The organism is Amycolatopsis sp. cg5 (assembly GCF_041346955.1).
In the GTDB taxonomy this organism is placed as follows: domain Bacteria; phylum Actinomycetota; class Actinomycetes; order Mycobacteriales; family Pseudonocardiaceae; genus Amycolatopsis.
Genome location: NZ_CP166849.1, coordinates 9,384,242 through 9,406,986 on the forward strand (window position 1 = coordinate 9,384,242; position 22,745 = coordinate 9,406,986).

At 68.1% G+C, this 22,745-nt stretch carries 24 protein-coding genes; 20 read left to right on the forward strand and 4 right to left on the reverse strand.

The genetic code is table 11. The features are described from left to right. Position 1: 1 nt before the first annotated feature. The 10 genes from AB5J62_RS42845 to AB5J62_RS42890 all read left to right on the forward strand — a co-directional run bounded on the left by AB5J62_RS42845 (position 2) and on the right by AB5J62_RS42890 (position 9,750). Positions 2-511 (forward strand): single-stranded DNA-binding protein, encoded by a 510-nt coding sequence (locus AB5J62_RS42845; protein ID WP_370945779.1) that lies wholly within the window; start codon positions 2-4, stop codon positions 509-511. Positions 512-541: 30 nt separating this feature from the next. After that, entirely contained in the window at positions 542-790 is a 249-nt protein-coding gene (gene rpsR, locus AB5J62_RS42850) for a 30S ribosomal protein S18 (protein WP_091288784.1), read from the forward strand. Between the two features lie 12 nt (positions 791-802). Continuing rightward, positions 803-1,258, forward strand: coding sequence for a 50S ribosomal protein L9 (gene rplI / locus AB5J62_RS42855; RefSeq protein ID WP_370945780.1), 456 nt, complete (start codon positions 803-805; stop codon positions 1,256-1,258). Positions 1,259-1,393: 135 nt separating this feature from the next. Then, on the forward strand, positions 1,394-1,819 hold the full coding sequence (locus AB5J62_RS42860) for a hypothetical protein (protein ID WP_370945781.1): 426 nt from the start codon (positions 1,394-1,396) through the stop codon (positions 1,817-1,819). Further along, positions 1,816-2,415: a DUF3558 domain-containing protein gene (locus AB5J62_RS42865; RefSeq protein WP_370945782.1), complete on the forward strand. Its 600-nt coding sequence runs from the start codon at positions 1,816-1,818 to the stop codon at positions 2,413-2,415. The genes AB5J62_RS42860 and AB5J62_RS42865 overlap by 4 nt, the downstream gene beginning before the upstream one ends. A gap of 5 nt (positions 2,416-2,420) precedes the next feature. After that, entirely contained in the window at positions 2,421-3,773 is a 1,353-nt protein-coding gene (locus AB5J62_RS42870) for a hypothetical protein (RefSeq protein WP_370945783.1), read from the forward strand. Positions 3,774-3,829: 56 nt separating this feature from the next. Beyond that, entirely contained in the window at positions 3,830-4,627 is a 798-nt protein-coding gene (locus tag AB5J62_RS42875) for an ESX secretion-associated protein EspG (protein ID WP_370945784.1), read from the forward strand. Positions 4,628-5,092: 465 nt separating this feature from the next. Then, the gene (dnaB, locus tag AB5J62_RS42880; protein WP_370945785.1) at positions 5,093-7,669 is read left to right on the forward strand and encodes a replicative DNA helicase; all 2,577 of its coding nucleotides are present in this window, start codon (positions 5,093-5,095) and stop codon (positions 7,667-7,669) included. Between the two features lie 72 nt (positions 7,670-7,741). Next, positions 7,742-8,257: a VOC family protein gene (locus AB5J62_RS42885; protein ID WP_370945786.1), complete on the forward strand. Its 516-nt coding sequence runs from the start codon at positions 7,742-7,744 to the stop codon at positions 8,255-8,257. 50 nt (positions 8,258-8,307) lie between these two features. Then, a complete protein-coding gene (locus AB5J62_RS42890) occupies positions 8,308-9,750 on the forward strand; it encodes a HEAT repeat domain-containing protein (RefSeq protein WP_370945787.1) in 1,443 nt (480 codons plus the stop codon). Positions 9,751-9,778: 28 nt separating this feature from the next. Here the strand turns inward: AB5J62_RS42890 and AB5J62_RS42895 are convergent, their stop codons facing one another. Both AB5J62_RS42895 and AB5J62_RS42900 read right to left on the reverse strand, forming a co-directional pair. Then, entirely contained in the window at positions 9,779-10,345 is a 567-nt protein-coding gene (locus AB5J62_RS42895) for a dihydrofolate reductase family protein (protein ID WP_370945788.1), read from the reverse strand. 37 nt (positions 10,346-10,382) lie between these two features. Next, the gene (locus AB5J62_RS42900; protein WP_370945789.1) at positions 10,383-11,105 is read right to left on the reverse strand and encodes a TetR/AcrR family transcriptional regulator; all 723 of its coding nucleotides are present in this window, start codon (positions 11,103-11,105) and stop codon (positions 10,383-10,385) included. A 95-nt stretch (positions 11,106-11,200) separates the two neighbouring features. On the opposite strand from AB5J62_RS42900, the gene AB5J62_RS42905 reads away from it, so the two are divergent. After that, the gene (locus AB5J62_RS42905) at positions 11,201-11,929 is read left to right on the forward strand and encodes an SDR family NAD(P)-dependent oxidoreductase (protein WP_370945790.1); all 729 of its coding nucleotides are present in this window, start codon (positions 11,201-11,203) and stop codon (positions 11,927-11,929) included. Continuing rightward, positions 11,929-13,344 (forward strand): MFS transporter, encoded by a 1,416-nt coding sequence (locus AB5J62_RS42910; protein WP_370945791.1) that lies wholly within the window; start codon positions 11,929-11,931, stop codon positions 13,342-13,344. Before AB5J62_RS42905 ends, AB5J62_RS42910 begins: the two co-directional genes overlap by 1 nt. Here the strand turns inward: AB5J62_RS42910 and AB5J62_RS42915 are convergent. Next, a complete protein-coding gene (locus AB5J62_RS42915; RefSeq protein ID WP_370945792.1) occupies positions 13,337-14,203 on the reverse strand; it encodes an LLM class flavin-dependent oxidoreductase in 867 nt (288 codons plus the stop codon). The genes AB5J62_RS42910 and AB5J62_RS42915 overlap by 8 nt on opposite strands. Positions 14,204-14,345: 142 nt before the next feature. Between AB5J62_RS42915 and AB5J62_RS42920 the strand changes: the two genes are divergently transcribed. The 7 genes from AB5J62_RS42920 to AB5J62_RS42950 all read left to right on the forward strand — a co-directional run bounded on the left by AB5J62_RS42920 (position 14,346) and on the right by AB5J62_RS42950 (position 21,560). Continuing rightward, complete coding sequence (locus AB5J62_RS42920; protein WP_370945793.1) at positions 14,346-14,870, forward strand: YlcI/YnfO family protein; 525 nt, start codon at positions 14,346-14,348, stop codon at positions 14,868-14,870. A gap of 73 nt (positions 14,871-14,943) precedes the next feature. Then, positions 14,944-15,786 (forward strand): DUF4097 domain-containing protein, encoded by an 843-nt coding sequence (locus AB5J62_RS42925; RefSeq protein ID WP_370945794.1) that lies wholly within the window; start codon positions 14,944-14,946, stop codon positions 15,784-15,786. Between the two features lie 10 nt (positions 15,787-15,796). Then, a complete protein-coding gene (locus AB5J62_RS42930; protein ID WP_370945795.1) occupies positions 15,797-16,756 on the forward strand; it encodes an ATP-binding cassette domain-containing protein in 960 nt (319 codons plus the stop codon). Beyond that, on the forward strand, positions 16,753-17,568 hold the full coding sequence (locus AB5J62_RS42935; RefSeq protein ID WP_370945796.1) for an ABC transporter permease: 816 nt from the start codon (positions 16,753-16,755) through the stop codon (positions 17,566-17,568). Before AB5J62_RS42930 ends, AB5J62_RS42935 begins: the two co-directional genes overlap by 4 nt. A 13-nt stretch (positions 17,569-17,581) precedes the next feature. Beyond that, complete coding sequence (locus AB5J62_RS42940; protein ID WP_370945797.1) at positions 17,582-18,784, forward strand: cytochrome P450; 1,203 nt, start codon at positions 17,582-17,584, stop codon at positions 18,782-18,784. Positions 18,785-18,981: 197 nt separating this feature from the next. Then, a complete protein-coding gene (locus AB5J62_RS42945) occupies positions 18,982-20,028 on the forward strand; it encodes a serine hydrolase domain-containing protein (RefSeq protein ID WP_370945798.1) in 1,047 nt (348 codons plus the stop codon). 32 nt (positions 20,029-20,060) lie between these two features. After that, positions 20,061-21,560, forward strand: a complete 1,500-nt coding sequence (locus tag AB5J62_RS42950; RefSeq protein ID WP_370945799.1) for an alpha/beta fold hydrolase — start codon at positions 20,061-20,063, stop codon at positions 21,558-21,560. Here the strand turns inward: AB5J62_RS42950 and AB5J62_RS42955 are convergent. Continuing rightward, positions 21,541-22,008 (reverse strand): MarR family winged helix-turn-helix transcriptional regulator, encoded by a 468-nt coding sequence (locus AB5J62_RS42955; RefSeq protein ID WP_370945800.1) that lies wholly within the window; start codon positions 22,006-22,008, stop codon positions 21,541-21,543. The genes AB5J62_RS42950 and AB5J62_RS42955 overlap by 20 nt on opposite strands. Before the next feature lie 70 nt (positions 22,009-22,078). On the opposite strand from AB5J62_RS42955, the gene AB5J62_RS42960 reads away from it, so the two are divergent. After that, positions 22,079-22,462 carry a MarR family winged helix-turn-helix transcriptional regulator gene (locus tag AB5J62_RS42960; protein ID WP_370945801.1) on the forward strand — a complete coding sequence of 128 codons (384 nt, stop codon included), beginning with the start codon at positions 22,079-22,081 and terminating at the stop codon, positions 22,460-22,462. Positions 22,463-22,745: the final 283 nt, after the last annotated feature.

Consider the following 22,745-nt stretch of genomic DNA (forward strand, 5'->3'; position numbering starts at 1 on the left):
GATGGCTGGAGACACCGTCATCACGGTGATCGGCAACCTGACCTCGGACCCGGAACTCCGGTTCACCCCTTCCGGTGCGGCGGTCGCGAACTTCACGGTCGCGTCCACCCCGCGCACGCTGGACAAGGCGTCCGGTGAGTGGAAGGACGGCGAGGCGCTGTTCCTGCGCTGCAACATCTGGCGTCAGGCCGCGGAGAACGTGGCCGAGTCGCTGACCCGCGGCGCGCGCGTCGTGGTCCAGGGCCGCCTGAAGCAGCGCTCCTTCGAGACCAAAGAGGGCGAGAAGCGCACTGTCGTCGAGCTCGAGGTCGACGAGATCGGGCCTTCTCTTCGCTACGCGACCGCCAAGGTGAACAAGGTGAGCCGTGGCGGCGGCGGTGGCGGCGGCTTCGGCGGAGGCGCCCCGTCCGGCGGAGGCGGCGGCATGCCCGCCGACGACCCGTGGGGCTCGGCTCCCGCGGCGTCCTCCGGTGGTGGCGGCGGCGGTTTCGCCGACGAGCCCCCCTTCTAAACAACCACTTTCTTTTTCTAGGAGTCCACAGTGGCTAAGCCACCCATTCGCAAGCCCAAGAAGAAGGTTTGCGTGTTCTGCAAGGCCGCGAAGAAGGGCCGTCCCGAGTCGATCGACTACAAGGACACCAACCTGCTTCGCAAGTACATCTCGGACCGCGGCAAGATCCGCGCCCGTCGTGTGACCGGCAACTGCAGCCAGCACCAGCGTGACATCGCCATCGCGGTCAAGAACTCCCGCGAGATGGCGCTGCTGCCCTACACCTCGACCGCACGCTAAGGAGGCAAGTCAATGGCGAAGATCATTCTCACCACCGACGTTGCCAACCTGGGCGGCCCCGGCGACATCGTCGAGGTCAAGGACGGCTACGCGCGTAACTTCCTCTTCCCCCGTGGCTACGCGATGCCCGCCACCAAGGGTGCGGAGAAGAACGTCCAGACCATCCGCCGCGCGCAGGAAGGTCGCCGTATCCGCGACCTCGACCACGCCAAGGAGGTCAAGGCGACGCTTGAGGGCCTCGGCGCCATCGAGCTGTCCGCCAAGGCCGCCGAGGGCTCGAAGAAGCTCTTCGGCTCGGTCAGCAACGCCGACATCGTTTCGGCCATCAAGGCCGCCGGTGGCCCGCTGCTCGACAAGCGCGTCATCGAGCTCAAGGACCACATCAAGACCGTTGGCAAGCACTCGGTGAGCGCTCGCCTGCACCCGGACGTGAAGGTCGACGTCCGCCTCGAGGTCAAGGCCAAGTAACACCCTGCTTCACCTGAAGGCGGGAACCTCCCATCGAGGAGGTTCCCGCTTTCTTTATGCTCGGGGACGGGAACGCCGGTGGCGACAGCCGCGTCCGAGTAGGAGACTGGAAACTCAGCGTTAGGGGGCTCGACAATGGGTGACGCGCCAGACCCGATGACCCGGAATCCGAACGACCGCCGGGTGATCACCATGCCCGCGCCCACGGGCAACACCCCGATGCCCGGTGGCGGGACCCCGGGTGGTGGCGGTTTCCAGTTCGACGCCGACAAGATCGACGCGGTCATCCAGCAGTGGCAGGACCTGCTGGCCGATCTCAAGGCCGACGAGCGTGACGCCGAAATGATGGCCAACGTCGAGGCACCGGGGCGCGAGTTCGCCAGCGGCGACTGGGAGAAGCTCGCGAACCCGTCCGGCAAGGCGTTCTACGCGCAGAACCGCGCGATGCAGGAGTACGTCGAGCAGTACCTCGAGTCTTTGCAGCTCGCCAAGAAGCAGATCACCACGCAGGAGGCGGAAACCGAAGCCGCCATCTCCAAGACGGGAAACCGCGCGCAGTGAACCGTGCTCTCACGATCTCCGTCACCGCTCTCGCGCTGGGTGCGGCGCTGGCCGGCTGCAACAAGAGCAACACGTCCGGCCTGCCGATGAACACGCCCACCTCGGAGTCGAACTCGGCGGTCGATTCGGGTTCCGGCTCGGCGCCGAGGGTGCCCGCCCCGCTGAACACCGCGAGCCTGCTCTCCGACGCGTGCACCGGGCTGTCCTCGTCGGCGGTGAGCCAGTTGCAGCTCAAGACCGGCTACACCAAGACCAACAATTCGGGTCCCACCTGCGCGTGGGACTCGTCGGTCTCCCAGTTCGACACGGTGAGCATCTCGCCGATCACGAGCAGCAAAACCGGGCTCAGCAACATCTACGACCGCAAGGACAAGCAGGAGTACTTCGAGCCGACGAGCATCGGCGGCTACCCCGCCGTCTTCGCCGACCCGGTCGACCGCCGCAAGGACGGTCGCTGCTCGCTGCACGTCGCGGTCACGGACGAGCTGGAGGTGCTGGTGTTCACCCAGCTGTCCAAGAGCAAGGCCGCGACCAACCCGTGCCCGGTGGCCGAAGACGTGGCCACCGCGATGATCGACACGCTGAAGGCAGGCTGATCGCCGTGTTGTTCCTGATTCCCATCGTCGCAGGCGCCGCCGCGTTCGGGTGGCTCAGCCGGGACAAGTCCGGCAGTTACGCCGCGGGCGACGGCGACCGCAAGATCGACTGCTACCAGATCTGGTACCAGCTCAACCACGGTCCGGGCCCGCAGTCCATCAGCGACGGCCAGAGTTCGGCCGCGACACTCAAAAGCGTTTACCAGCAACGCGTTTCGACCATCGACAAACTCGCCCGCGACATGGACGCGGCGTGGCAGGGCGGCGGCGTGGCGGCGGCGCAGAACGCGGGCGCGCATCCGCTGAAGGCGTGGATGCTGGACTCCGGCCGGAAACTCACCGAGAGCGACAAGTACCTCGGCGAGCAGCACGAGGCGTTCAACACCGTGATCTCCAAGGTCGTCCAGGTCCCGGAAAAGCCGCCGGAGAACAACTTCCTCAACTCGATCACGCCGTGGGAGACCGACACCGACCGCGCGATCAAGGACTACAACAAGAACGGCCAGGCGAACGTCGACGCCTTCAACGAGTACTTCAAGGCGAGCAACGCCAACGGCGAGAAAATGCCGACGTACAGCCAGATGTCCGGCGACGTCGACAAGGTCGGCATCACCGACGACGGCAAGGGCAAGGACAAGCCCGGCGGCGACGACGGCAAGAACGGGGACAAGGACGGCGACAAGGGCCGCGGCTCCATCCCCGGCGGGACGGGCAGCATCCCGGGTGGCACGGGCAGCATCCCCGGCGGCGGCAGCATGCCGGTCGCTCCCGGCAGCATCCCCGGATACAAGCCTGGCCAGATTCCAGGCGCGCCAGGCGGTTACAAGCCGCCGAACATTCCCGGATACCAGCCAGGCCAGGTGCCCGGTCCCGGTTCGTACACCCCGCCGAAGTACCCGGGCTGGAACGACGACACCAGGGCGGCCGGCTACCAGCCCGGCTCCATCCCGACCGGCTTCGGCCCGGGTAGTGGCAGCGGCAGCATTCCGGGCGGCGGCAGTGGGTTCACGCCGGGTGGCGGCGGCTCGATCGACACCGGCGGCTTCGGTCCCGGCTCGGGTGGCGCCATCGGAACGGGCGGGTTCGGCCCTGGTTCCGGCACCGGCGTCGGACTGCCCGGTCAGGGCATGGGCGCCGGCGCGGGTGCGGGCGGCGCCGGAGCGGCCGGCGCCGCGGGCGCGGCCGCGGCGGCTGGCAAGGGCGGGATGATGGGCGGCGGCATGGGCGGAATGGGCCACGGCGCCAAGGGTGGCGGCGGTGAGGACACCGAGCGCTCGTCCAAGTTCCTGCTCGGCGAGGACGGCAACGAGCTGTTCGGCACCGACGAGCTGACCGCACCGCCTGTGATCGGCGAATAGGCCCGGCGTGCCAAGATGGCACGGCTCAACGACGAACAGCTAGGGGGAACGGCGCGGTGCTGGCCAACCAGGTCACGGTGGCGACGGCCACCCTGATCAACTTGATCAGGCGGCGCGACGGCGAGCCGCACACCGTGCTCGCCGAGACGCCCGCGTTCTACGACCAGTCCGCGCAGCGCAAGGAAGACGACCGCGTCAACGCCGAACTCGCCCGCTATGGGCTGTTCGGCCCGCGCGGCCTCGACTCCGGGCTGAAGGCCACGCTGGAGGCCGTCGTCAGGCCGCAGCTCGAGTACTACGCGTGGATCGACGGCGGCTACGAGGGCAAGGCGCTGAAGTACACCCTGCTCGCGGGCAGCGCGGGCGGCGAGGGGTTCGTGCTCGCGCGCAACCCCGAGCACGAGGGCGTCGTGCTGGCCTCGGTGAAGCCGTCCGAGGTGCTGGAAAGTTTCATCGAGCAGATCCCGAAGCTGGCGCCGGGGCGCGGCACCGCGCTGGTCGTCCCCAAGAGCCAGGTGGCGGGCGCGTCGGCGACCACCACCGCGCAGGACGACGGCTATTCGGTGCTGCGCAGCGGGCAGGCGAGCGCGGGCAGCCAGGAGGCCGACGAGCTCCGCCGGATACTCGGACTACGCCGAATGGGTGGCGGCAGTCTGTACGTCGCGGCCCGTGGCCGTAACGGGAACCGGCAGCGAATCGAACGCCCCGTGAACTACATCGATACGTCGGAAGGCCGCTGGCTGACCGAAGAGGTACCGGGCAGTGGCGAGCCGTCGATCGCCTTCACCCCCGCCAACCAGCGGTTACTCGCCGAGCGGTTACAGAGCGCACAGGGCAGGTTGTTCGCGTCGTAGCCACGAGGGCCATTCAGCCTATCGGGAACCCGGTCTACCCTCCGTAGCTTTCATCCACAGGCCGGTGCCCACACGACGCCGACACGGCCCCGCGACACGCCGAACAAGCAGTATCGTCCGACACGCCGAACGAGTTTTGACAAAGTTCTCCACAGCTTGCACACAGGCCCTGACCAGGGGATCTCCGAACTGTTCACGTTGTTGTCCCCAGGTTGTACACAGGCTGGGGCGCACCTGTGACTGGTTACCCCCATTCGTCCCCAGGTTGTCCACAGGTTGCTCCCCACCCGGATTTGTGTTGGTTCTTTCAGGGCATCTAGCGTGCCCTGACGGCCCGGTACGCACGGTGGCGACCGAGGGGGCGCGCGGGCCGTCCACGACCCGCCGAAGCGAGCAGCGACAGCATGCGGCCACGTCAGGCATAATCGAACTTATGTTCGACAGAACGAGGAGGTGTTGAGAGCGGTGGCGCTCACCGACGACCGCGGTCCGATGTACGAGTCCGGCGACCCCGGCCCCGAAGATCCGGGCCCAGGAGGGGGAGGCGGCGGAGGTGGCGGAGGCGGTGCCTTCGACCGTCAGCCGCCTCAGGACCTGGCAGCCGAGCAGTCCGTGCTCGGCGGCATGCTGCTGTCCAAGGACGCCGTCGCCGACGTCATCGAGGCGCTCGGCCCCGACGACTTCTACCGCCCGGCCCACCAGGCCATCTACGACTGCATCCTCGACCTCTACGCCCGAGGCGAGCCCGCCGACCCGATCACCGTCTCCGCCGAGCTCGAGCGCCGAGGCGAACTCGGCCGCGTCGGCGGCGCCCCGTACCTCCACACGCTGATCGCCACGGTCCCCACGGCCGCCAACGCCAGCTACTACGCCGAGATCGTCTCCGAGAAGGCCGTACTCCGGCGCCTCGTCGAGGCGGGCACCCGCATCGTCCAGTACGGCTACGGCGCGGCGGCCGCCGACGGCGCGAACATCGACGAGGTCGTCGACCGCGCGCAGGCCGCCATCTACGACGTCACCGAGAAGCGCACCAGCGAGGACTACGTCGCGCTGGAAGAGCTCCTCCAGCCGACGATGGACGAGATCGACGCCATCGCCTCCCGCGGTGGCCAGTCCCAGGGCATCCCGACCGGCTTCACCGACTTCGACGAGCTGACCAACGGCCTGCACCCCGGCCAGATGATCATCGTCGCCGCACGTCCCGGTGTAGGCAAGGCACTCGCGCTGGACACCCCGTTGCCCACGCCCAACGGCTGGACGACCATGGGTGAAGTCCAGCCAGGCGACCAGTTGATCGGCGCGCACGGCAAGCCGATCACCGTCGTGGACGCGACCGGCGTGCTGCACGATCGCCCCTGCTACGAGGTCGAGTTCTCCGACGGCACGGTGCTCGTCGCGGACGCGAACCATCAATGGCTCACCGAAACCAGGGCCTCCCGTCGCGCGGCGCAGGCAGCGCGCAGCCGTCGACAGCGGCCTGCTGTGACAGCGGAGGTCCGGACCACCGCAGAGATCGCGGCGACGGTGCGCTGCGGAACCGCGGACAAGCGAGCGAACCACTCCATCAAGACCGCGAACGCGATGCAGCTGCCGGACCGCGATCTCCTGCTGCACCCTTATGCGCTCGGCGCCTGGCTCGGTGACGGGCATTCGGCGGGCGCGCGGTTCACCACGGCGGATCCGCAGATCATCTGGTACCTCGAAGCCGAAGCCGGTCTGGAGACCAGCAAGCTCGGTCCGATGTCGTACAGCCTGCGCCTACCCAGGCCGGAGCCGATCGAGTACCGGAACTGCGAAGTGTGCGGCACCCCGTTCACCCCGCAGACCTCGCAGGTCCGCACCTGTGGCCGGTCCTGTGGCGGCAATCACCACGGCACGGTGCAGGCCATGCTCCGGACCCTCGGTGTGCTCGACAACAAGCACATCCCGACCGAATACCTGCGTGCCTCGGTGCAGCAGCGGCGTGCGCTGCTGGCCGGGCTGCTCGACACGGACGGCACCGTCGCCCAATCCGGCGCGGTGCAGTTCTCGGTCACCAACGCCAGGCTGGCTCAAGACACTTATGAGCTGATCGTCAGCCTCGGCTACCGCTGCTCCATGAGCACCAAGCGGGTACGCGGACGTTCCGAGGAAAGCTCGACCGCCTACACGTTGCACTTCACGACCCAGAACCGTGTCTTCTGGCTGGAGCGCAAGCACCTGCTGCAGAAGGAGCGGCTCACCGGCGTCATCTGCCGTCCGCATCAGCGCTACATCGTCGATGTCCGTCCGGTGGCCTCGGTGCCCGTTCGCTGTGTGGAGGTCGACGCGCCGGACCACCTGTACTTGGCCGGACGTTCGATGGTGCCGACGCACAATTCGACACTCGGCCTGGACTTCGCCAGGTCGGCGTCCATCAAGCACGGTCTGACCAGCGTCATCTTCTCGCTGGAAATGAGCCGGACCGAGATCGTCATGCGCATGCTCTCGGCCGAGGCGAAGATCCGCCTCGCCGACATGCGCGGTGGCAAGATGTCCGACGACGACTGGACCCGCCTCGCCAGGCGGATGAGCGAGGTCTCCGAGGCGCCCCTGTTCGTCGACGACTCGCCGAACATGACGATGATGGAGATCCGGGCGAAGGCCCGCCGCCTCAAGCAGCGCAACGACCTGAAGCTCGTCGTGCTCGACTACCTCCAGCTGATGACGTCCGGCAAGCGCGTCGAATCGCGGCAGCAGGAAGTCTCGGAGTTCTCCCGGCAGATGAAGCTGCTGGCCAAGGAGATCGAAGTCCCGGTCATCGCGATCAGCCAGCTGAACCGTGGTCCCGAGCAGCGAACCGACAAGCGCCCGATGCTGTCCGACCTCCGTGAGTCCGGCTCGCTGGAGCAGGACGCCGACCTCGTCATCCTGGTCAACCGCCCCGACGCCTGGGAGCGCGACGACCCGCGCGCCGGTGAAGCGGACCTGATCATCGCGAAGCACCGTGCCGGGCCGACCGCGACGATCACCGTCGCGCACCAGCTGCACTACAGCCGGTTCGTCGACCTCTCGCACGACTGACCGGTCTTGTAGGACATGACCTGTCCTACATGGCTTCTACCGTGGTGGTCACCAACTCGGAAAGGACACCCGATGACCACCACCCCGGACGGCTACACGACGGTCGCCCCCTGGATCGTCACCAAGGACACCGGCGCACTGCTGGACTTCGTCACGGCCGCCTTCGACGGCGTCGAACAGGTGCGAGTGCCGATGGCGGACGGAAGCATCGGGCACGCCGAGATCCGGATCGGTGACACGGTGGTCCTCGCGTTCGACCATCACGACGACTGGCCCGACCTGCCGTCCCTGCTCCGCGTGTTCGTCCCCGACGCCGACGCCGCGTTCACCGCCGCGCTCGAGGCAGGCGCCCGTGAGGTGACCGCGTTGTCCGACAACGCCTTCGGTCAGCGCGGCGGCCGCGTCCGCGACCCGTTCGGCAACATCTGGTGGGTCATCGCCAACGTCGAAACCGTCGCACCGGAAGAAGGCATGCGCAGGCTCCACCAGCCCGAGTATCAAACGCAGATGCGGGTCGCCCAGGAAACCCTCGACACCGAACTCAGCGGCCGCGCCCAGGGACGCGCCAGCGCCGTGATCACGCCATAAGTCACGGCATCGCCCGAAATTCGTTGGCGTGACTGGCCATACTGAAATTCATGCACGAACAGCGGGATTCGGACAACGCCTCGGGGGACGCGCTGGTCACGCGGCTGGTCGAACTCGAACCAGGCAAGCGCGAACACTGGCAAGCGCAGATCGAGGCGTGTCAAGCGCTCGCCCAGCACGTGCACTCGGTCGTCTCCGCCCCGGCCGGGCAAGCGTGGCTGGCCACCTTGGCGACCCACCCGATCAGCTCAGTTCGCGCCATCGCGGTCAGCGCCTTCGGTTCCGGCCGAGAGCCCGCCCATCAGCACATACTCGTGCAGGCCCTTGCCGACCCCGACCCTCACGTCGTTTACGCCGCGTTGGAAGGGCTCACCGCGCAGACCTCGGACGAGGTGTTCGACGTGTTGGTCAAACTGCTGACCGAGACTGCCCGCGAGCAGGGCTGGAGCGGCCGCAGCGCCGCCCAGCGCATCGCGGAGACCAGCGATCCGAGGCGGCTGGACGTGCTGGCCGCGGCGCTGGGGGAGGTGTATCACGGCGCCGAACACGAAATCGTCCGCGCGCTGAGCCGGGCTGGTGACCCGCGGGTCGGGCCGGTGCTGATCGAACACCTCCGCCACCGCCGCCCTGGGCGCTTCGCGGCCGCGGAAGTGCTCGGCAACCTACGCGTGACTGCGGCGATCGGCCCGCTCATCGACATGCTGCGCGAGTCCGACGACGACTTACAGTCGCTTCCCGTGCTGCAAGCACTAGGCAAGCTCGAAGCGCGTGAGGCCGCGCCGACGATCGTGACGCTGCTCGACGACAGTTCGCTCTACGTTCGCTACGCCGCCCTCGGGGCGCTGAACCGGATCGGCGGGCCCTTGGCGACGCCTGCCGCCCTCAAGGCCACCGACGACGTTCACCCCGCCGTCCGTAGCCGGGCCTTCCGTGTGCTGGCCAAGCACGGCGATCACCGCGCGCTCGGCCGGTTGGCCGCCGCCTGCGACGGCTGGCACGTATACGCCGCCCTCACCGGCTTGGATCGCCTGGCCGACGACTCGCTCGCGCCCACCTTGGCGCAAGTGCTGGTGACCACCGAGGAGCGGCGGGTCCGCAAGCTCGCCGGACGAATCCTCGCCCGCATCGACCCAGGGCATCACCTGCCCGGCTACGATCCCGACCCGCTCGTCCGCCGCGTCATCGTCTGGGTCATCGGCCAACGCCCAGACCCGAGCCACATATGGACGCTGCAGAGAAGCCTCGAGGACGAGGATGAGCTGGTCCGATCCCGCGCCGCCGCGGCGCTCGGCCGGATCACCCACGAGAAGACGCTCCCGCTGCTGACCGAAGCACTCCGCGACCCCCGGCCACGCGTCCGGGCCAACGCCGCGACCGCGCTGGGCCGGACCGGCGCTGACGACCTTGGCTCCCTGCTCGCCGACGCGGTGGTCGACCCGCATCCCGCCGTGCGGTCCGCCGCCGCGGCGGCGCTGCGAGCGACCGGCCATTAACTGTCCTCTGTGGACGATTAAGCCTCGCTCAGCGCTTCTTTTCGTACCTCGTCAGGACGACGCCGCCGGGAAACACCCGCGTTTCCACCAGGTTCAGGTTCACCCAGCCGTCGAGCGCGGTGAAGAACGGTGTGCCGCCGCCGGTCAGTACCGGGTACGTCACCAGCATGTATTCGTCGATCAGCCCGGCGCGCATCGCCGCCGAGGCGAGTGTCGCGCCCGCGATCTCCATCGGGCCGCCGTCTTCCGCCTTCAGCCGGGTGATCTCGGGGACCGCGTCGCCGGTGAAGAGGCGGGTGTTCCAGTCGACCTCGGTGAGGGTCGAGGAGAACACGACCTTCGGGGTGTCGCGCCAGTTGCGGGCGAACTCGATCTGCGCCGGGGTCGCGTCCGGGTTTTCGTCGCCGGTCGGCCAGTAGGAGCTCATCGTCTCCCACAGTTTGCGGCCGTAGAGCGACATGCTCATGCTCAGCTCTTGGTCGAGCCACCACTGGAACAGCTCGTCGCTCGGTGGTCCGCCCCAGGCGATGTCGTCGCCGGGCGCGGCGATGTAGCCGTCCAGGGTCAGGTTCATGCCGAAGATCAGTTTGCGCATGACCCAGCCTATTCTCGCGCGAAGGTCCACGCCATCGTCAGGACTTTCGGCTGAGGCTGTCGAGCATCAGGTCGATGGTGAAGTCGAAGCGCTGATGGCCGGTGCCGGAGGTGAGGACGGCGGCGTGGGTTCGGGTGTGCGGGAAACGGTCTGGCGGCAGTGATTCGAGGCGGTGGACCAGCTCGTCGCGACTGAGGACCCACGCCTGGTCTTGGTCGGCCTGCTGGGCGCGGACCATCGAAAGCTCCAGCGTGTAGGCGGCGACGTACAGGGAAATGGCGTCCATGCCCCAAGCCGCGGTCTGGGGCGCGATGCCGCCGACGAGCAGGATCGCGAGGATCGACTCGCCGACTCGGACGGTTTCGAGGTTGGTGGGGACGGTGGCGAGTGCCGCGCGGGAGATGCCGGGGTAGCGCAGGTACTGGTCGCGCATTTGGGCGTAGACGTCGCGGAGCTGGTCGCGCCAGGTGGCCGGGTCCGGTTCGGGGAGCACCAGCTGGGCGCAGAGGCGGCCGACGATCAGGTCGTCGATGTCGGCCTTGTTGACCACGTGCGCGTAGAGCGAGGACGGGCTCGTGCCGAGCTCGGCGGTGATGGAACGAACGGTCAACGCGTCGTAGCCCTGAGTCTCGACGACGTGCAGTGCCGCGTCGACGATGCGGTCGACGGTGAGCGGGGTGCGGCGCTGTTTGGGCTGGGCCGGTGCGGCGTCGGGGTCGAGGTGGCGGGCCGCGCGGCGGGCCTGTGGGTCTTGGGCCATGGGGTCAGCCTATTTGACGTGAACTTAGTTCGCCATGTAGAACTTAGTTCATCGCTACTGAACTAAGTTCACTAACTCGTCGAAGGAGACCTGACATGACCATCAAGACCGCTTTGATCACCGGCACCAGCCGAGCGGCCGGGCTGGGCTACGCCGTAGCCAGGCAGCTCGCCGAGCTCGGCTTCCACGTCGTCCTGACCGCTCGTGATGTCGGCCGCGCCGAGTCGCTGGCCGAACAGCTGCGGCAGGACGGGTACGCGGCGACGGCGCTGTGGCTCGACCTGACCGAGCGGTCGAGCATGCGCGAAGCCGTCGATCACCTGGTCCGGACCTTCGGCCACCTGGACGTTCTGATCAACAACGCGAGCACGATGCCCGACTTCCGGGTGCTGTCCGCGCTCGACGCCGACCTCGACGACGTGCGCTCGGCCATGCAGGTCGACGTACTGGGTCCGTGGGAGCTCGTCCAGGCGCTACGGCCGCTGCTGGACGCCGCGCCCGCGGCGCGGATCGTGAACGTCTCCAGCCTGACCGCGATGCAGATCGCCACCGGGCTCGATCTCGGCGCCAACCTGCGCGCGCCGGCGCACTCGATCGGCAAGTACATGCTCAACGCGTTGAACACCATGCTCGCCCGCGCCTTCGAAGGCACTCCGGTGCTGGTCAACGCCGTCGATCCCGGTGAGACGGCGACTCATCCGGAACGCGCCGACGAGCGTGACCGGCCCGCCGCCGAAAGCGCGCGCGGTGTCGTCTGGGCGGCCACTTTGGACTCGGACGGCCCGACCGGTGGTCTCTTCCGCGACGGAAAGCCGTTGCTCTGATGACCGAGTCGACCAAGACGGTCACCCGCCGCTGGTGGGTGCTGGCCGTGATCTGCCTGGCGCAGCTGATGGATGTACTCGACGTCACGATCGTGAACATCGCGCTGCCCGGCGCGCAGCGGGAACTCGGGTTCTCGGTCGGCGACCGGCAGTGGATCGTGACCGCGTACTCGCTGGCGTTCGGCAGCCTGCTGCTGTTGTCCGGCCGGGTTTCCGAGCTGATCGGACGCCGGACGATGCTCGTCGCGGGCCTGCTCCTCTTCGGTGCGGCCTCGGCGGTGGCCGGTGCGGCGCCGAATTTCACGGTGCTCGTGACCGGTCGCGCCGTGCAGGGTGTGGCGGGTGCGATACTCGCGCCTGCCGCGCTTTCGTTGCTGTCGACGACCTTCACCGACGCCAAGGAGCGGGCCACCGCGTTCGCCGTGTTCGGCGGTGTCTCCGGTTCGGGAGCGGCGATCGGCATGCTGCTCGGCGGTGTGCTCACCGAATATCTCGACTGGCGCTGGACGCTGTTCGTCAACGTCGGCATCAGCCTCGTCACGCTCGCCGGCGCCGCGATCCTGATCCCGCGCCAGGCCAAGACCGGCGACCGGCCGCGCCTGGATCTGCCCGGCACGCTGCTCGCGTCGGCAGGTCTGTTCTGCCTCGTCTACGGTTTCGCCGACATCGAGGCGAACAGCTGGCCTTTCCTGCCTGGCGGCGTGCTTCTGCTCGCGGTGTTCGGCTGGTGGCAGACGCGCGCCGCGCATCCGCTGCTGCCACCGCGCGTCATCCTCGACCGCACCCGTGGTGGCGCCAACCTGGCGATCTTCATCGGCGGTGTGGGCCTGTTCGGCGCGTTCCTGTTCCTGAATTACTACTTGCAGGAGATCCTGGGCTTCTCGCCGATCATGACCGGTTTGGCGTTCCTGCCGATGGTCGCCGGGCTGGTGCTCGCGGGCGGCATATGCACGACCCAGCTCTATCCACGCCTCGGCGCGAAAATCCCGGTGGTCGCGGGCATGCTGCTCGCGGCGGGCGGCATGGCGCTGCTCACCCGCATCGGCCGGGACAGCTCGTACGCCGCGGACATCCTCGGACCGCTGATGCTCTTCGGCGCCGGCATCGGCGCGATCATCGCCCCGTCGATGGACGCCGGAACCTCCGGCGTCGAGCCGCGGGACTCGGGCGTCGCGTCGGCGACCGTGAACATCGCACAGCAGATCGGCGGGTCGATCGGCGTCGCGCTGCTCAACTCGTTCGCCGCCTCGGCGCTGGCCCGGCAGCTGGTCGGCAAGGACGCCTCCAGCCCGGTCGTCAGGGCGGACGCCGCGATCCACAGCTACGCCACGGCCTTCTGGGGCTCGACCGCGGTGTTCATTGTCGGCGCCGTGGCCTGCGGCCTGCTTTTGCGCGACGGCAAGACTTCTACGTGACGTCAGGCGGCCCCTGATCGATCCGGCGCAGGATCGGCTCGGCGCGTTCAAGGCTGTCGTCCCATGGCATGCACTCGTTCCACCACGTGGCGCCCGCGTCGGCGAGCGGGCCCACGAGGTCACGGCCGGGGGCTCCGGCTCGGCTCGCGCCGCCGATGACGACGTCGAACGGCTGATCCTCCAGTCCGTTCTCGGTCCGGCGGTCGCGGAGGAAACGCACCAGTTCCCGCACGTCTTCCGCGGCGGGTGGCCGGGCCTCCATCATGCCGTCGAAGCCGGGAATGGCCCCGTCCCAGCGGGCGGCCCGCCGCATCGGCGCCTTGTTCGGCCATTGCCCGCCGACCCAGACCGGCACCCTCGGCCGCTGAACCGGCGTGGGCAGGAAGGCCACGTCTTCGAGCGTGACCTGATTGCCCTGGTAGCTCACCGGTTCGCCGGACCACAGCAGGCCGAGCGCGTGCAGGCTCTCGTCGAGACGCTCGGCGAGCACCTTCAGGTCGGCCGTGTCGCCGAAGCTGGCGTATTCGTCCTCCACCGGCGCGCCGAGGCCGACGCCGAGCACCATCCGGCCGCCGGTCAGCCGGTCGAGCGTGGTGACCTCCCTGGCCAGCTTGCCCGGCCGCCGTCGCGCGACGGGGGTGATCGCGGTGCCGAGCCGGATCCGGTTGGTGGCCAGCGCCGCCGTGGTGAGCAGGATCCAGGGGTCCGCGATGTGCCGCCGCAGGTTCTTCTGCTCGACGAGGTGATCCCAGACGAACAGGCCGTCCCAGCCGGCCGCCTCGGCACGGCGTGCCACCTCGGCGAAGGTCTCCGGCGCCGCGAATTCACCGAAATTCGGTACATAGATCGAGTAGCGCATGCCTGGCATCATGCCTCCGGCCACCGACACTTTCTGACGAAATACGGCTTGACCAGCTAATTCAGTACGACGGCACCACATGGCACCACATCTGAGCCAACTTGGCCTTGCAGTGGTGCCACCCGTGTGCCATAGTGGTGCCATGGACTTGACCACGTATGTGAGCCACCTCGGGCGTGAATTCGCCACCCTCGCCGAAGCGGGCGGGGAAGAGTCCCGTGCGCTGGTCGAGCGCCTGACCGGATCGCTCGAGTCGGCGATCCGGATGACCTTGCTCGAGGCGCTGGCGGCCGCCGCCGACGAGATCACCAGCGACCTGGCTCCCGGCTCGGTGCAGGTGCGCCTGCAGGGCCGCGACCCGCAGTTCCTCGTGACCGTGCCCAGCGCCGAACCGGCCACGGCCACCAACCTCCAGCAGGCCGCCCCGCTCGCGGAAAGTGACCCGGCCACCTTCGAGGACGGGCCGAGCTCGCGGATCAACGTGCGCCTGCCGGAGACGCTCAAGACCGCGGTCGAGGAGGCCGCGGCCAAGGAGGGCCGCTCGGTCAACGCCTGGCTGGTCCGCGCGGCCACCGTGGCGCTGCACCGCTCGCAGCAGCGGGACCAGGCACCCGAAACCACGCTCGCCCCATCGGCGAAGCAGGGCTTCACCGGCTGGGTTCGCTAGCCGCTCACCGCTTTTCACACACCACGCCCCGACCTGCGGGGATGCTCCACCAACTCATGATCAGGGGACAACCATGCCAAAATTCGACACTCCCGAACCCATTTCCGTGACGCTCGAGTTCGGCGTCGGCAACGTGCGGATCGTCGCCACCGACCGCACCGACACGGTCGTCGACGTGCGGCCGAGCAACGAGTCCGACTCCTCGGACGTGCAGGCCGCCCAGCGGACGCGCGTCGACTACGCGAACGGCGTGCTCCAGGTGACGGGCCCGAAGCGCACGTTCGACTTCTCACGCAAGACCAGGTCGGTCGAGGTGACCATCGAGCTGCCGAGCGGCTCACGGGTGACCGGCGACGTGCAGGTCGGGAACCTCAGCGGCATCGGCAGGATCGGGGACTGCCGGTTCAAGACCTCCGTCGGCAACGTCCGGCTGGAGCAGACCGGCCCGCTGCGCCTCGACACCAGCACCGGGCACCTCACGGCGGGCCGGGTCGCCGGTGACGCCGAGGTCCACACCGGCTCCGGGAAGGTCGACCTCGGCGAGGTCGACGGTTCCGTGGTCGTCAAGAACGCCAACGGCGACACCACCATCACCTCGGCCACCGGCAACGTCAGGGTGCGCGCCGCCAACGGCGACATCACCGTCGACCGGGCGGGCGCCGGCGTCGAGGCGAAGTCGTCCAACGGCAACATCCGCCTCGGCGAGGTGGCCCGCGGCTCGGTCGAGCTCGGCACCGCGATGGGTGACCTGGAGATCGGCATCGCCGAGGGCACCGCGGCCTGGCTCGACGTGAACACCGGGTTCGGCCAGGTGCGCAACCAGCTCGACAGCACCGGCTCGCCCGCCCAGTCCGACGAAACCGTCGAGGTGCGCGCGCACACCTCGTTCGGCGGCATCACCATCCGACGTTCCTGAGGGGAAGACCATGACCATCGACCGAAACCAGCAGGCGATCAGCGTGACCGGCCTGCGCAAGTCGTACGGCGAGCACGTCGTACTCGACGGCATCGACCTGAATGTCCAGCGTGGCAGCGTCTTCTCGCTGCTCGGCGCGAACGGCGCGGGCAAGACCACCACGGTCAAGATCCTGTCCACCCTGATCAACGCCAGTGCGGGCACGATCAGCGTCGCAGGCCACGACGTGGCGACCGAACCGGACGCGGTGCGTGCCGCGATCGGGGTCACCGGCCAGTTTTCGGCGGTGGACAACCTGCTCAACGGCAGGGAGAACCTGATGATGATGGCGGATCTGAACCATCTCGCCCGTGCCGACGGCCGTCGGCGCACCGCTGAGCTGCTCGAGCAGTTCGACCTGGTCGAAGCGGCAGGCAAGCCGGCGTCGACGTACTCCGGTGGCATGCGGCGACGGCTCGACCTGGCGATGACGCTGGTCGGCAGCCCTCGGGTGATCTTCCTCGACGAGCCGACCACCGGCCTGGATCCGCGCAGCCGCAGGGAAATGTGGCAGATCGTCCGCGGGCTGGTCGCCGGCGGCGTCACCATCTTCCTGACCACGCAGTACCTGGACGAGGCCGACGAGCTGGCCGACCGGATCGCGGTGCTCGACCACGGCAAGGTGGTGGCCGAGGGCAGCCCGGAGGAGCTCAAGCGCCGCATCCCCGGCGGGCATGTCCGGCTGCGGTTCGCCGACCCGCGTGGCCTCGATTCGGCCAGGCAAGTGCTGGGCCAGACCACCGACGACACCGACGCGCTCGCACTGCGGGTGCCCAGCGACGGCAGCCTGCGTTCGCTGAAAACGCTGCTCGACCGGCTCGACGACCAGGCCATCGAGGTCGACGAGCTGTCCGTGCACACCCCCGATCTCGACGACGTCTTCCTCGCCTTCACGGGCGACCCCGCCAAGGAGAAGGTGACCACCCGATGAGCACCCCGACGCTCGCCGCACCGGCGAACCTCAAGTTCCACCCGCTGCGTGACTCGGCGACCATGTTGCGCCGCAACCTCAAGCGCATGGTGCGCTACCCGTCGATGACCGTGCAGCTCATCGGCATGCCGATCATCTTCCTGCTGCTGTTCGTCTACGTCTTCGGCGGCACCTTGGGCGCCGGGCTCGGCGGAGGCGGCGGCCGCGCCGACTACGTCAACTACCTGGCGCCCGGCATCATCCTGATGACGGTGACGGCCACGGTCCAGGGCACCACGATCTCGGTCTGCATGGACATGACCGAGGGCATCATCGCCCGGTTCCGCACCATGCACATCGCTCGCGTCTCGGTGCTGACCGGCCATGTGATCGGCAGCGTCATCCAGGCGATGATCAGCCTGGCCATGGTGATCGGAGTGGCGCTGCTCGTCGGTTTCCGGCCGGCGGCCGGTGTCGGCGGCTGGCTGGCCACAGCCGGTTTCCTGGTGGTGGTGTCGTTCGCGCTCGTCTGGCTGGCCGTCGCGCTCGGCCAGGTGAGCAAGACCGTCGAATCGGCGAGCAACGTGCTCATGCCGTTGATGCTGCTGCCGTTCATCGGCAGCGGGTTCGTCCCGACCGACTCGATGCCAGCCGGACTGCGCTGGTTCGCCGAGTACCAGCCGTTCACGCCGATCATCGAGACCCTGCGCGGCCTGCTGATGGACAAGCCGTTGGGCCACAACGGATGGCTCGCGCTCGGCTGGTGCGCGCTCATCGCGCTCGGCGGCTACCTCTGGTCCAAGCGTCTCTTCAACCGCGAATACGCGGGCTGACAAGGAGTTGAAGATGTCGATCCCACAAGGTCTTCCGATGGAGCGCGACGCGGGTCCGTTCGCGCCGCCGAGCGAGATCACCCGGCTGCGCGAGACCCGCCCGGTCAGCCCGATGCACTTCCCCGACGGCCACGAAGGCTGGCTCGTCACCGGCTACGAAGCGGCGCGCCAGTTGCTGGCGGACACCCGGTTCAGCTCGCGGCAGGACCTCGGTGTCATCCACGTGCCGTTCGAAACGCCGGGTATGCCTCCGGCCACCGAACCGTCCCCGACGATGCCAGGCGTGTTCGTCGCCATGGACCCGCCGGACCACACCAGGCTGCGGCGCAAGCTGACCGGCGCTTTCACCGTCAAGCGCATGAAGAACCTCGAAGAGCACATCGTCGAGATCGTCGAGCGACAGCTGGACGAGATGGCGAAGCTGCCCCAGCCGGTCGATCTGGTCGAAGCGTTCGCGCTGCCGGTGCCCTCGCTGGTGATCTGCGAAATGCTCGGTGTTCCTTACGAAGACCGCGACAGTTTTCAGGCGAACTCGGCCAAGTTCCTGGCCAGGGACCAGGAATTGAGCGAGAAGATGGGCGCGTTGACCGCGCTGACCACGTATCTCGGCGAGCTGGTCACGAGCAAGCGCGCCAATCCGGGCGAGGACATCCTGTCCGACTTGGCCGTGCAGGAGGACCTCGGCATCGAGGAGCTGGTCGGTATCGCGTTCCTGCTTCTGCTCGCCGGGCACGAGACCACCGCGAACATGCTGGCACTGGGCACTTTCGCGCTGCTGGAGAACCCCGGCCCGCAAGCCGAACTGCGGGCCGACCCGGAACTGCTGCCCAACGCGGTCGAGGAACTGCTGCGTTATCTGACCATCGCCGACATTTTCTACCGCTACGCCACGGAAGACATCGAACTCGGCGGCGAAACGATCGGCAAGGGATCCACGGTCGTCATCTCACTGCTCGCCGCCAACCGTGACCCGCAGCGGTTCGAAAACCCCGACGTGCTGGACATCCACCGCAAGGCCCGCGGGCACCTGTCGTTCGGCCACGGCATTCACCAATGCCTCGGCCAGCAGCTGGCCCGTATCGAGATGCGTGCCGGTTTCGAGGGGCTGCTGCGGCGCTTCCCGACTCTGAAGCTCGCGATTCCCGCCGAAGACGTGAAACTCAAGACCGACATGAACATCTACGGCGTTCACGAGCTGCCGGTCACCTGGGGCTGATCATTCGGGGGTTTTCCCATGGTGGGGCTAGCCCCACCATGGGCCTGGGTGCTGCGGACATCGCCGGGTAGGTGTCGGAATCCATAACCTGTTGATCACCGGAAGCCGACGGACGGCCTCCGGTCTCGCAGGGAGGGATTCCTTTGCTACCAAGGACTTGGGGACGAGTCGCGGTCGGGACGGCCGTGGCGGGTGCGATGCTGGCGGGCACCGTGCCCGCGATGGCCGCCGTGTCGGTGCGCCACGACGTCGGGCAGGCGCTGGAGCAGCTCGTCCGGACGGGCGTGCCCGGCGCGCAGGCCGTGGTCACCGAACGTGGACGCAGCTGGGAGGCCGCGAGCGGGGCCGGTGACCTGCGCACCGGGAAGGCGTTCCCGCACCAGGCCCGGGTCCGGATCGGCAGCAACACCAAGACCTTCGTCGCGACCGTGGTCCTGCAGCTCGTCGCCGAGGGCAAGGTGAAACTGGACGCGCCGATCGATCGTTACCTGCCGGGGGTGGTGCGCGGCAACGGAAACGACGGCACGCGCATCACGGTTCGCCAGCTGTTGCAGCACACCAGCGGGCTGCCCGACTACCTCGAGAAGCTCGGCCCGGACGGCGCCCGGCACTACGAGCCAGCCGAACTCGTGCGGGCCGCGATGACGTTGAAGTCCCACTTCGAGCCGGGCACGAAATGGGAGTACTCCAACACGAACTACATCCTCGCGGGCATGCTCATCGAGAAGGTGACCGGGCATTCGCCTGCCACGGAGATCACCCGCCGGATCGTCAAACCGCTCGGGTTGACCGACACCTACTACCCGGCGCCGTACGAAACCGGCATCCGCGGCGCGCATCCACGTGGCTACGACCAGGTCGACGGCAAGTGGGTGGACGTCACCGACCAGGACCCGTCCTGGGGTGGCGCGGCCGGCGCGATGGTGTCGACCGGGCAGGACGTGAACCGGTTCTTCGCCGCGCTCTTGACCGGACGGTTGCTGCCTCCGGCGCAGCTGGCCGAGATGAAGCGCACTGTCCCCGCCGATGTCTTTCCCGGCGCGGGTTACGGGCTCGGCCTGATCCGCATCCCGGTGTCGTGCGGCAAGGAGATGTGGGGGCACGGCGGCTCCATTCCCGGGTTTCGCACCCGAGGCGGCGTGACCGCCGATGGCCGCGCGGTGAACGTGACCGTCAACCAGGTCACCGCCACCGGTTCCGCCGACGTGATGAAGGTCGTCGACACGGCCGTCTGTTCGCACTGACTTCTACTGTGAGGAAAGAGAAAATGCAACGTATGCGCGCGCTTGTCGCGACCACGGCCGTCGCGGCGGGTCTGCTGGCCGGATCCGGGGTCGCACTCGCCGACCAGGAAACCACCCAGCGAGGCGGTCTCGACCGCTTCTACAACCAGAAGCTGGACTGGAAAGCCTGTAACCACAAGGAGCTCGATGCGGCTGGCGCCGAATGCGCCGACGTCAAGGTGCCGTTGAACTACGCCCAGCCGCGCGGGCGCACCATCACCGTCGCGATTTCCCGGCTAAAGGCCTCCGACAAGCAGAACCGCCACGGTGTCATGCTGTCGAACCCCGGCGGGCCGGGCGGCGCGGGCCTCGACATGATGCTCGGCATCCGCGAGTCCATGACGCCGGACGTCTCGTCGCGCTATGACCTGATCGGCATGGACCCGCGCGGCATCGGCCGGTCGACGCCGGTCGACTGCGAGTGGCCGGTCGGCACCATGCTGCGCTCGGCGGGCGTCGACCGGGCCGCGTTCGACGCGAACACCCGGCTGGAGAAGGACTTGGCCAAGCGGTGCGTGGTCAAGGAAGGCCCGGACGTCCGCCACTTCACCACCCGCAACACGGCACGGGACATGGACGTGATCCGCGGCGCGCTCGGCGAGCGGAAGGTCAGCTACTTCGGCTGGTCGTACGGCACGTACCTCGGCTCGGTGTACACCCAGATGTTCCCGCAGCGCAGCGACCGGTTCGTGCTCGACAGCGCGGTCGACTCGAAGCGGTACGGCGTGCCGATGCTCCAGGACATGGGCAAGCCGAACGAGGCGGCGCTCGACGACTGGGCGAACTGGACCGCGGCCCGTGACGGCGAGTACCACCTCGGCAAGACCACCAAACAGGTACGCGCCGGCGTCGAAGACCTGATCAAGCAGTCGGCGCGGCAGCCGATCCGCGTCGGCGAATACCGCCTCGACCAGCATGTACTGCCGATCGTCTTGTTCGGCCCGCTCGCCGACCCCAGGCGCAACGCGGGTCTCGCCGAAACCATGCGGCAGCTCACCGACGCCGCCGCCGGAAAGACCGTCACGCCGAACGAAGCGCTGGACCGCGACCTGCGCCACGTCTACAAGCCGACGGCGGAGGAGCAGGGTTCGGGCCAGGCGGCCATCATGTGCGGCGACACCTCCTCGCCGCGTGACCCGGAGTGGTACTGGCGCAACATCCAGCGCGACCGTGCGGCCGAGCCGGTCTTCGGCGCCTTCGCCAACAACCTGACCGCGTGCGCGTTCTGGCCGGAGCCGGTCGAAGAGCCGACCATCGTGCACAACTCGGTGCCCTCGCTGATCGTGCAGACCACCGGCGACACCCGCACGGCGTACGAAAGCGGCGTCGCGCTGCACAAGTCGATGACCGGGTCGAAGCTGCTGACCCTGCAGGACGTCCGCGTGCACGCCGTGTTCGGCAACTACCCGAACAAGTGCACGGAGAACGTGGTCAACACGTACTTCCGCGACGGCACGCTGCCGAAGACCGACATCACCTGCCGCGAAGACTGATTTCCCGGTAGCGCCTGGTGAACTCCGTCAGCAGACGCCCGAAGTTCTCTCTGTCCTCCGTGGACCATCCGGCCATCGTCTCCGCGAAGACGGCCTGCCGGAAGGAATGCATCTCGTCGACCAGGCCGCGGCCCCGTTCGGTCAGCACCAGGACCGCGCGGCGGCCGTCGGCCTGGTCGGCTTCGCGGCGAAGCACCCCTTCTTCGACGGCACGGGCGACCAGGCGGCTCGCGCGCGGCTGATCGATCGACAACGCCGAAGCCAACGCGGTGACCGTGCCAGGGTCACCGCGTTCTTCGCATTCCTCGACGGCGTCGAGCACGCCGAGCAGCGCGGGATCGAGCGTCGAGCCGGTGCGCTCGCGGGCGACCTTGGCCAGCGTCCGGCGGGTCTGAGCTCGGCGGATGGCGATCATGGCGCGTTCGACGGCGACGACCGGGTCCGTCATGATTGCCACCCTCCTCAAGTGCATGTACTTTTACATGTAGTTGTCATTCTACATGCAATAGGAGTTCTCCATGAAACCCATCGGCTACTGGTTCAGTCACCTGCACCAGCTCCTCGAATCGTCCTTCGCCGACGCGCTCGCCGAAGACGGCCTCACCCGCAGACATTGGCAGGTGCTCACCACGATCGCGTCCGGCGCCGACACCCCCGAGGCGATCGACGAAGCACTCGCGCCCTTCGGTTCCTCGATGAAGCCGATCGTCGACGACCTCACCGAGCGCGGCTGGGTCGACGCGGGCAGGCTCACCGAAACCGGCCGCGCGGCACACGAACAGGTCCGCGCGAAAATCCAGCGGCAGCGCGAACTCGTCACCGAAGGCATCAGCGACGAGGACTACCGCACCACGCACGACGTTCTCGAGCGCATGGCACAAAACCTGGCTAAGACGCCTTGAGTTCCAGCAGCGGGAGGGAATCCACCGCCCACTCGGCCACAGTCGCCGGTCAACAGACCGCGGTCGCCGAAGCCGAAACCTGGGATGAGCAGGACACCCTGGCCCTGCCCGCGCGCCGGGTCCGCGCCATGCCAGACGGGGTGACGCAGCAGACGCGAGACACTGACCAGCGCATCTACAACGCTCTCACCTGCCAAAACATCTTTCGCCATCTCCATCTCCTCCTCAGAGGCCGAAGCAGAAGGTCCAGACGGGGGAATATCGCAGACAGCGCTTGCGTCTC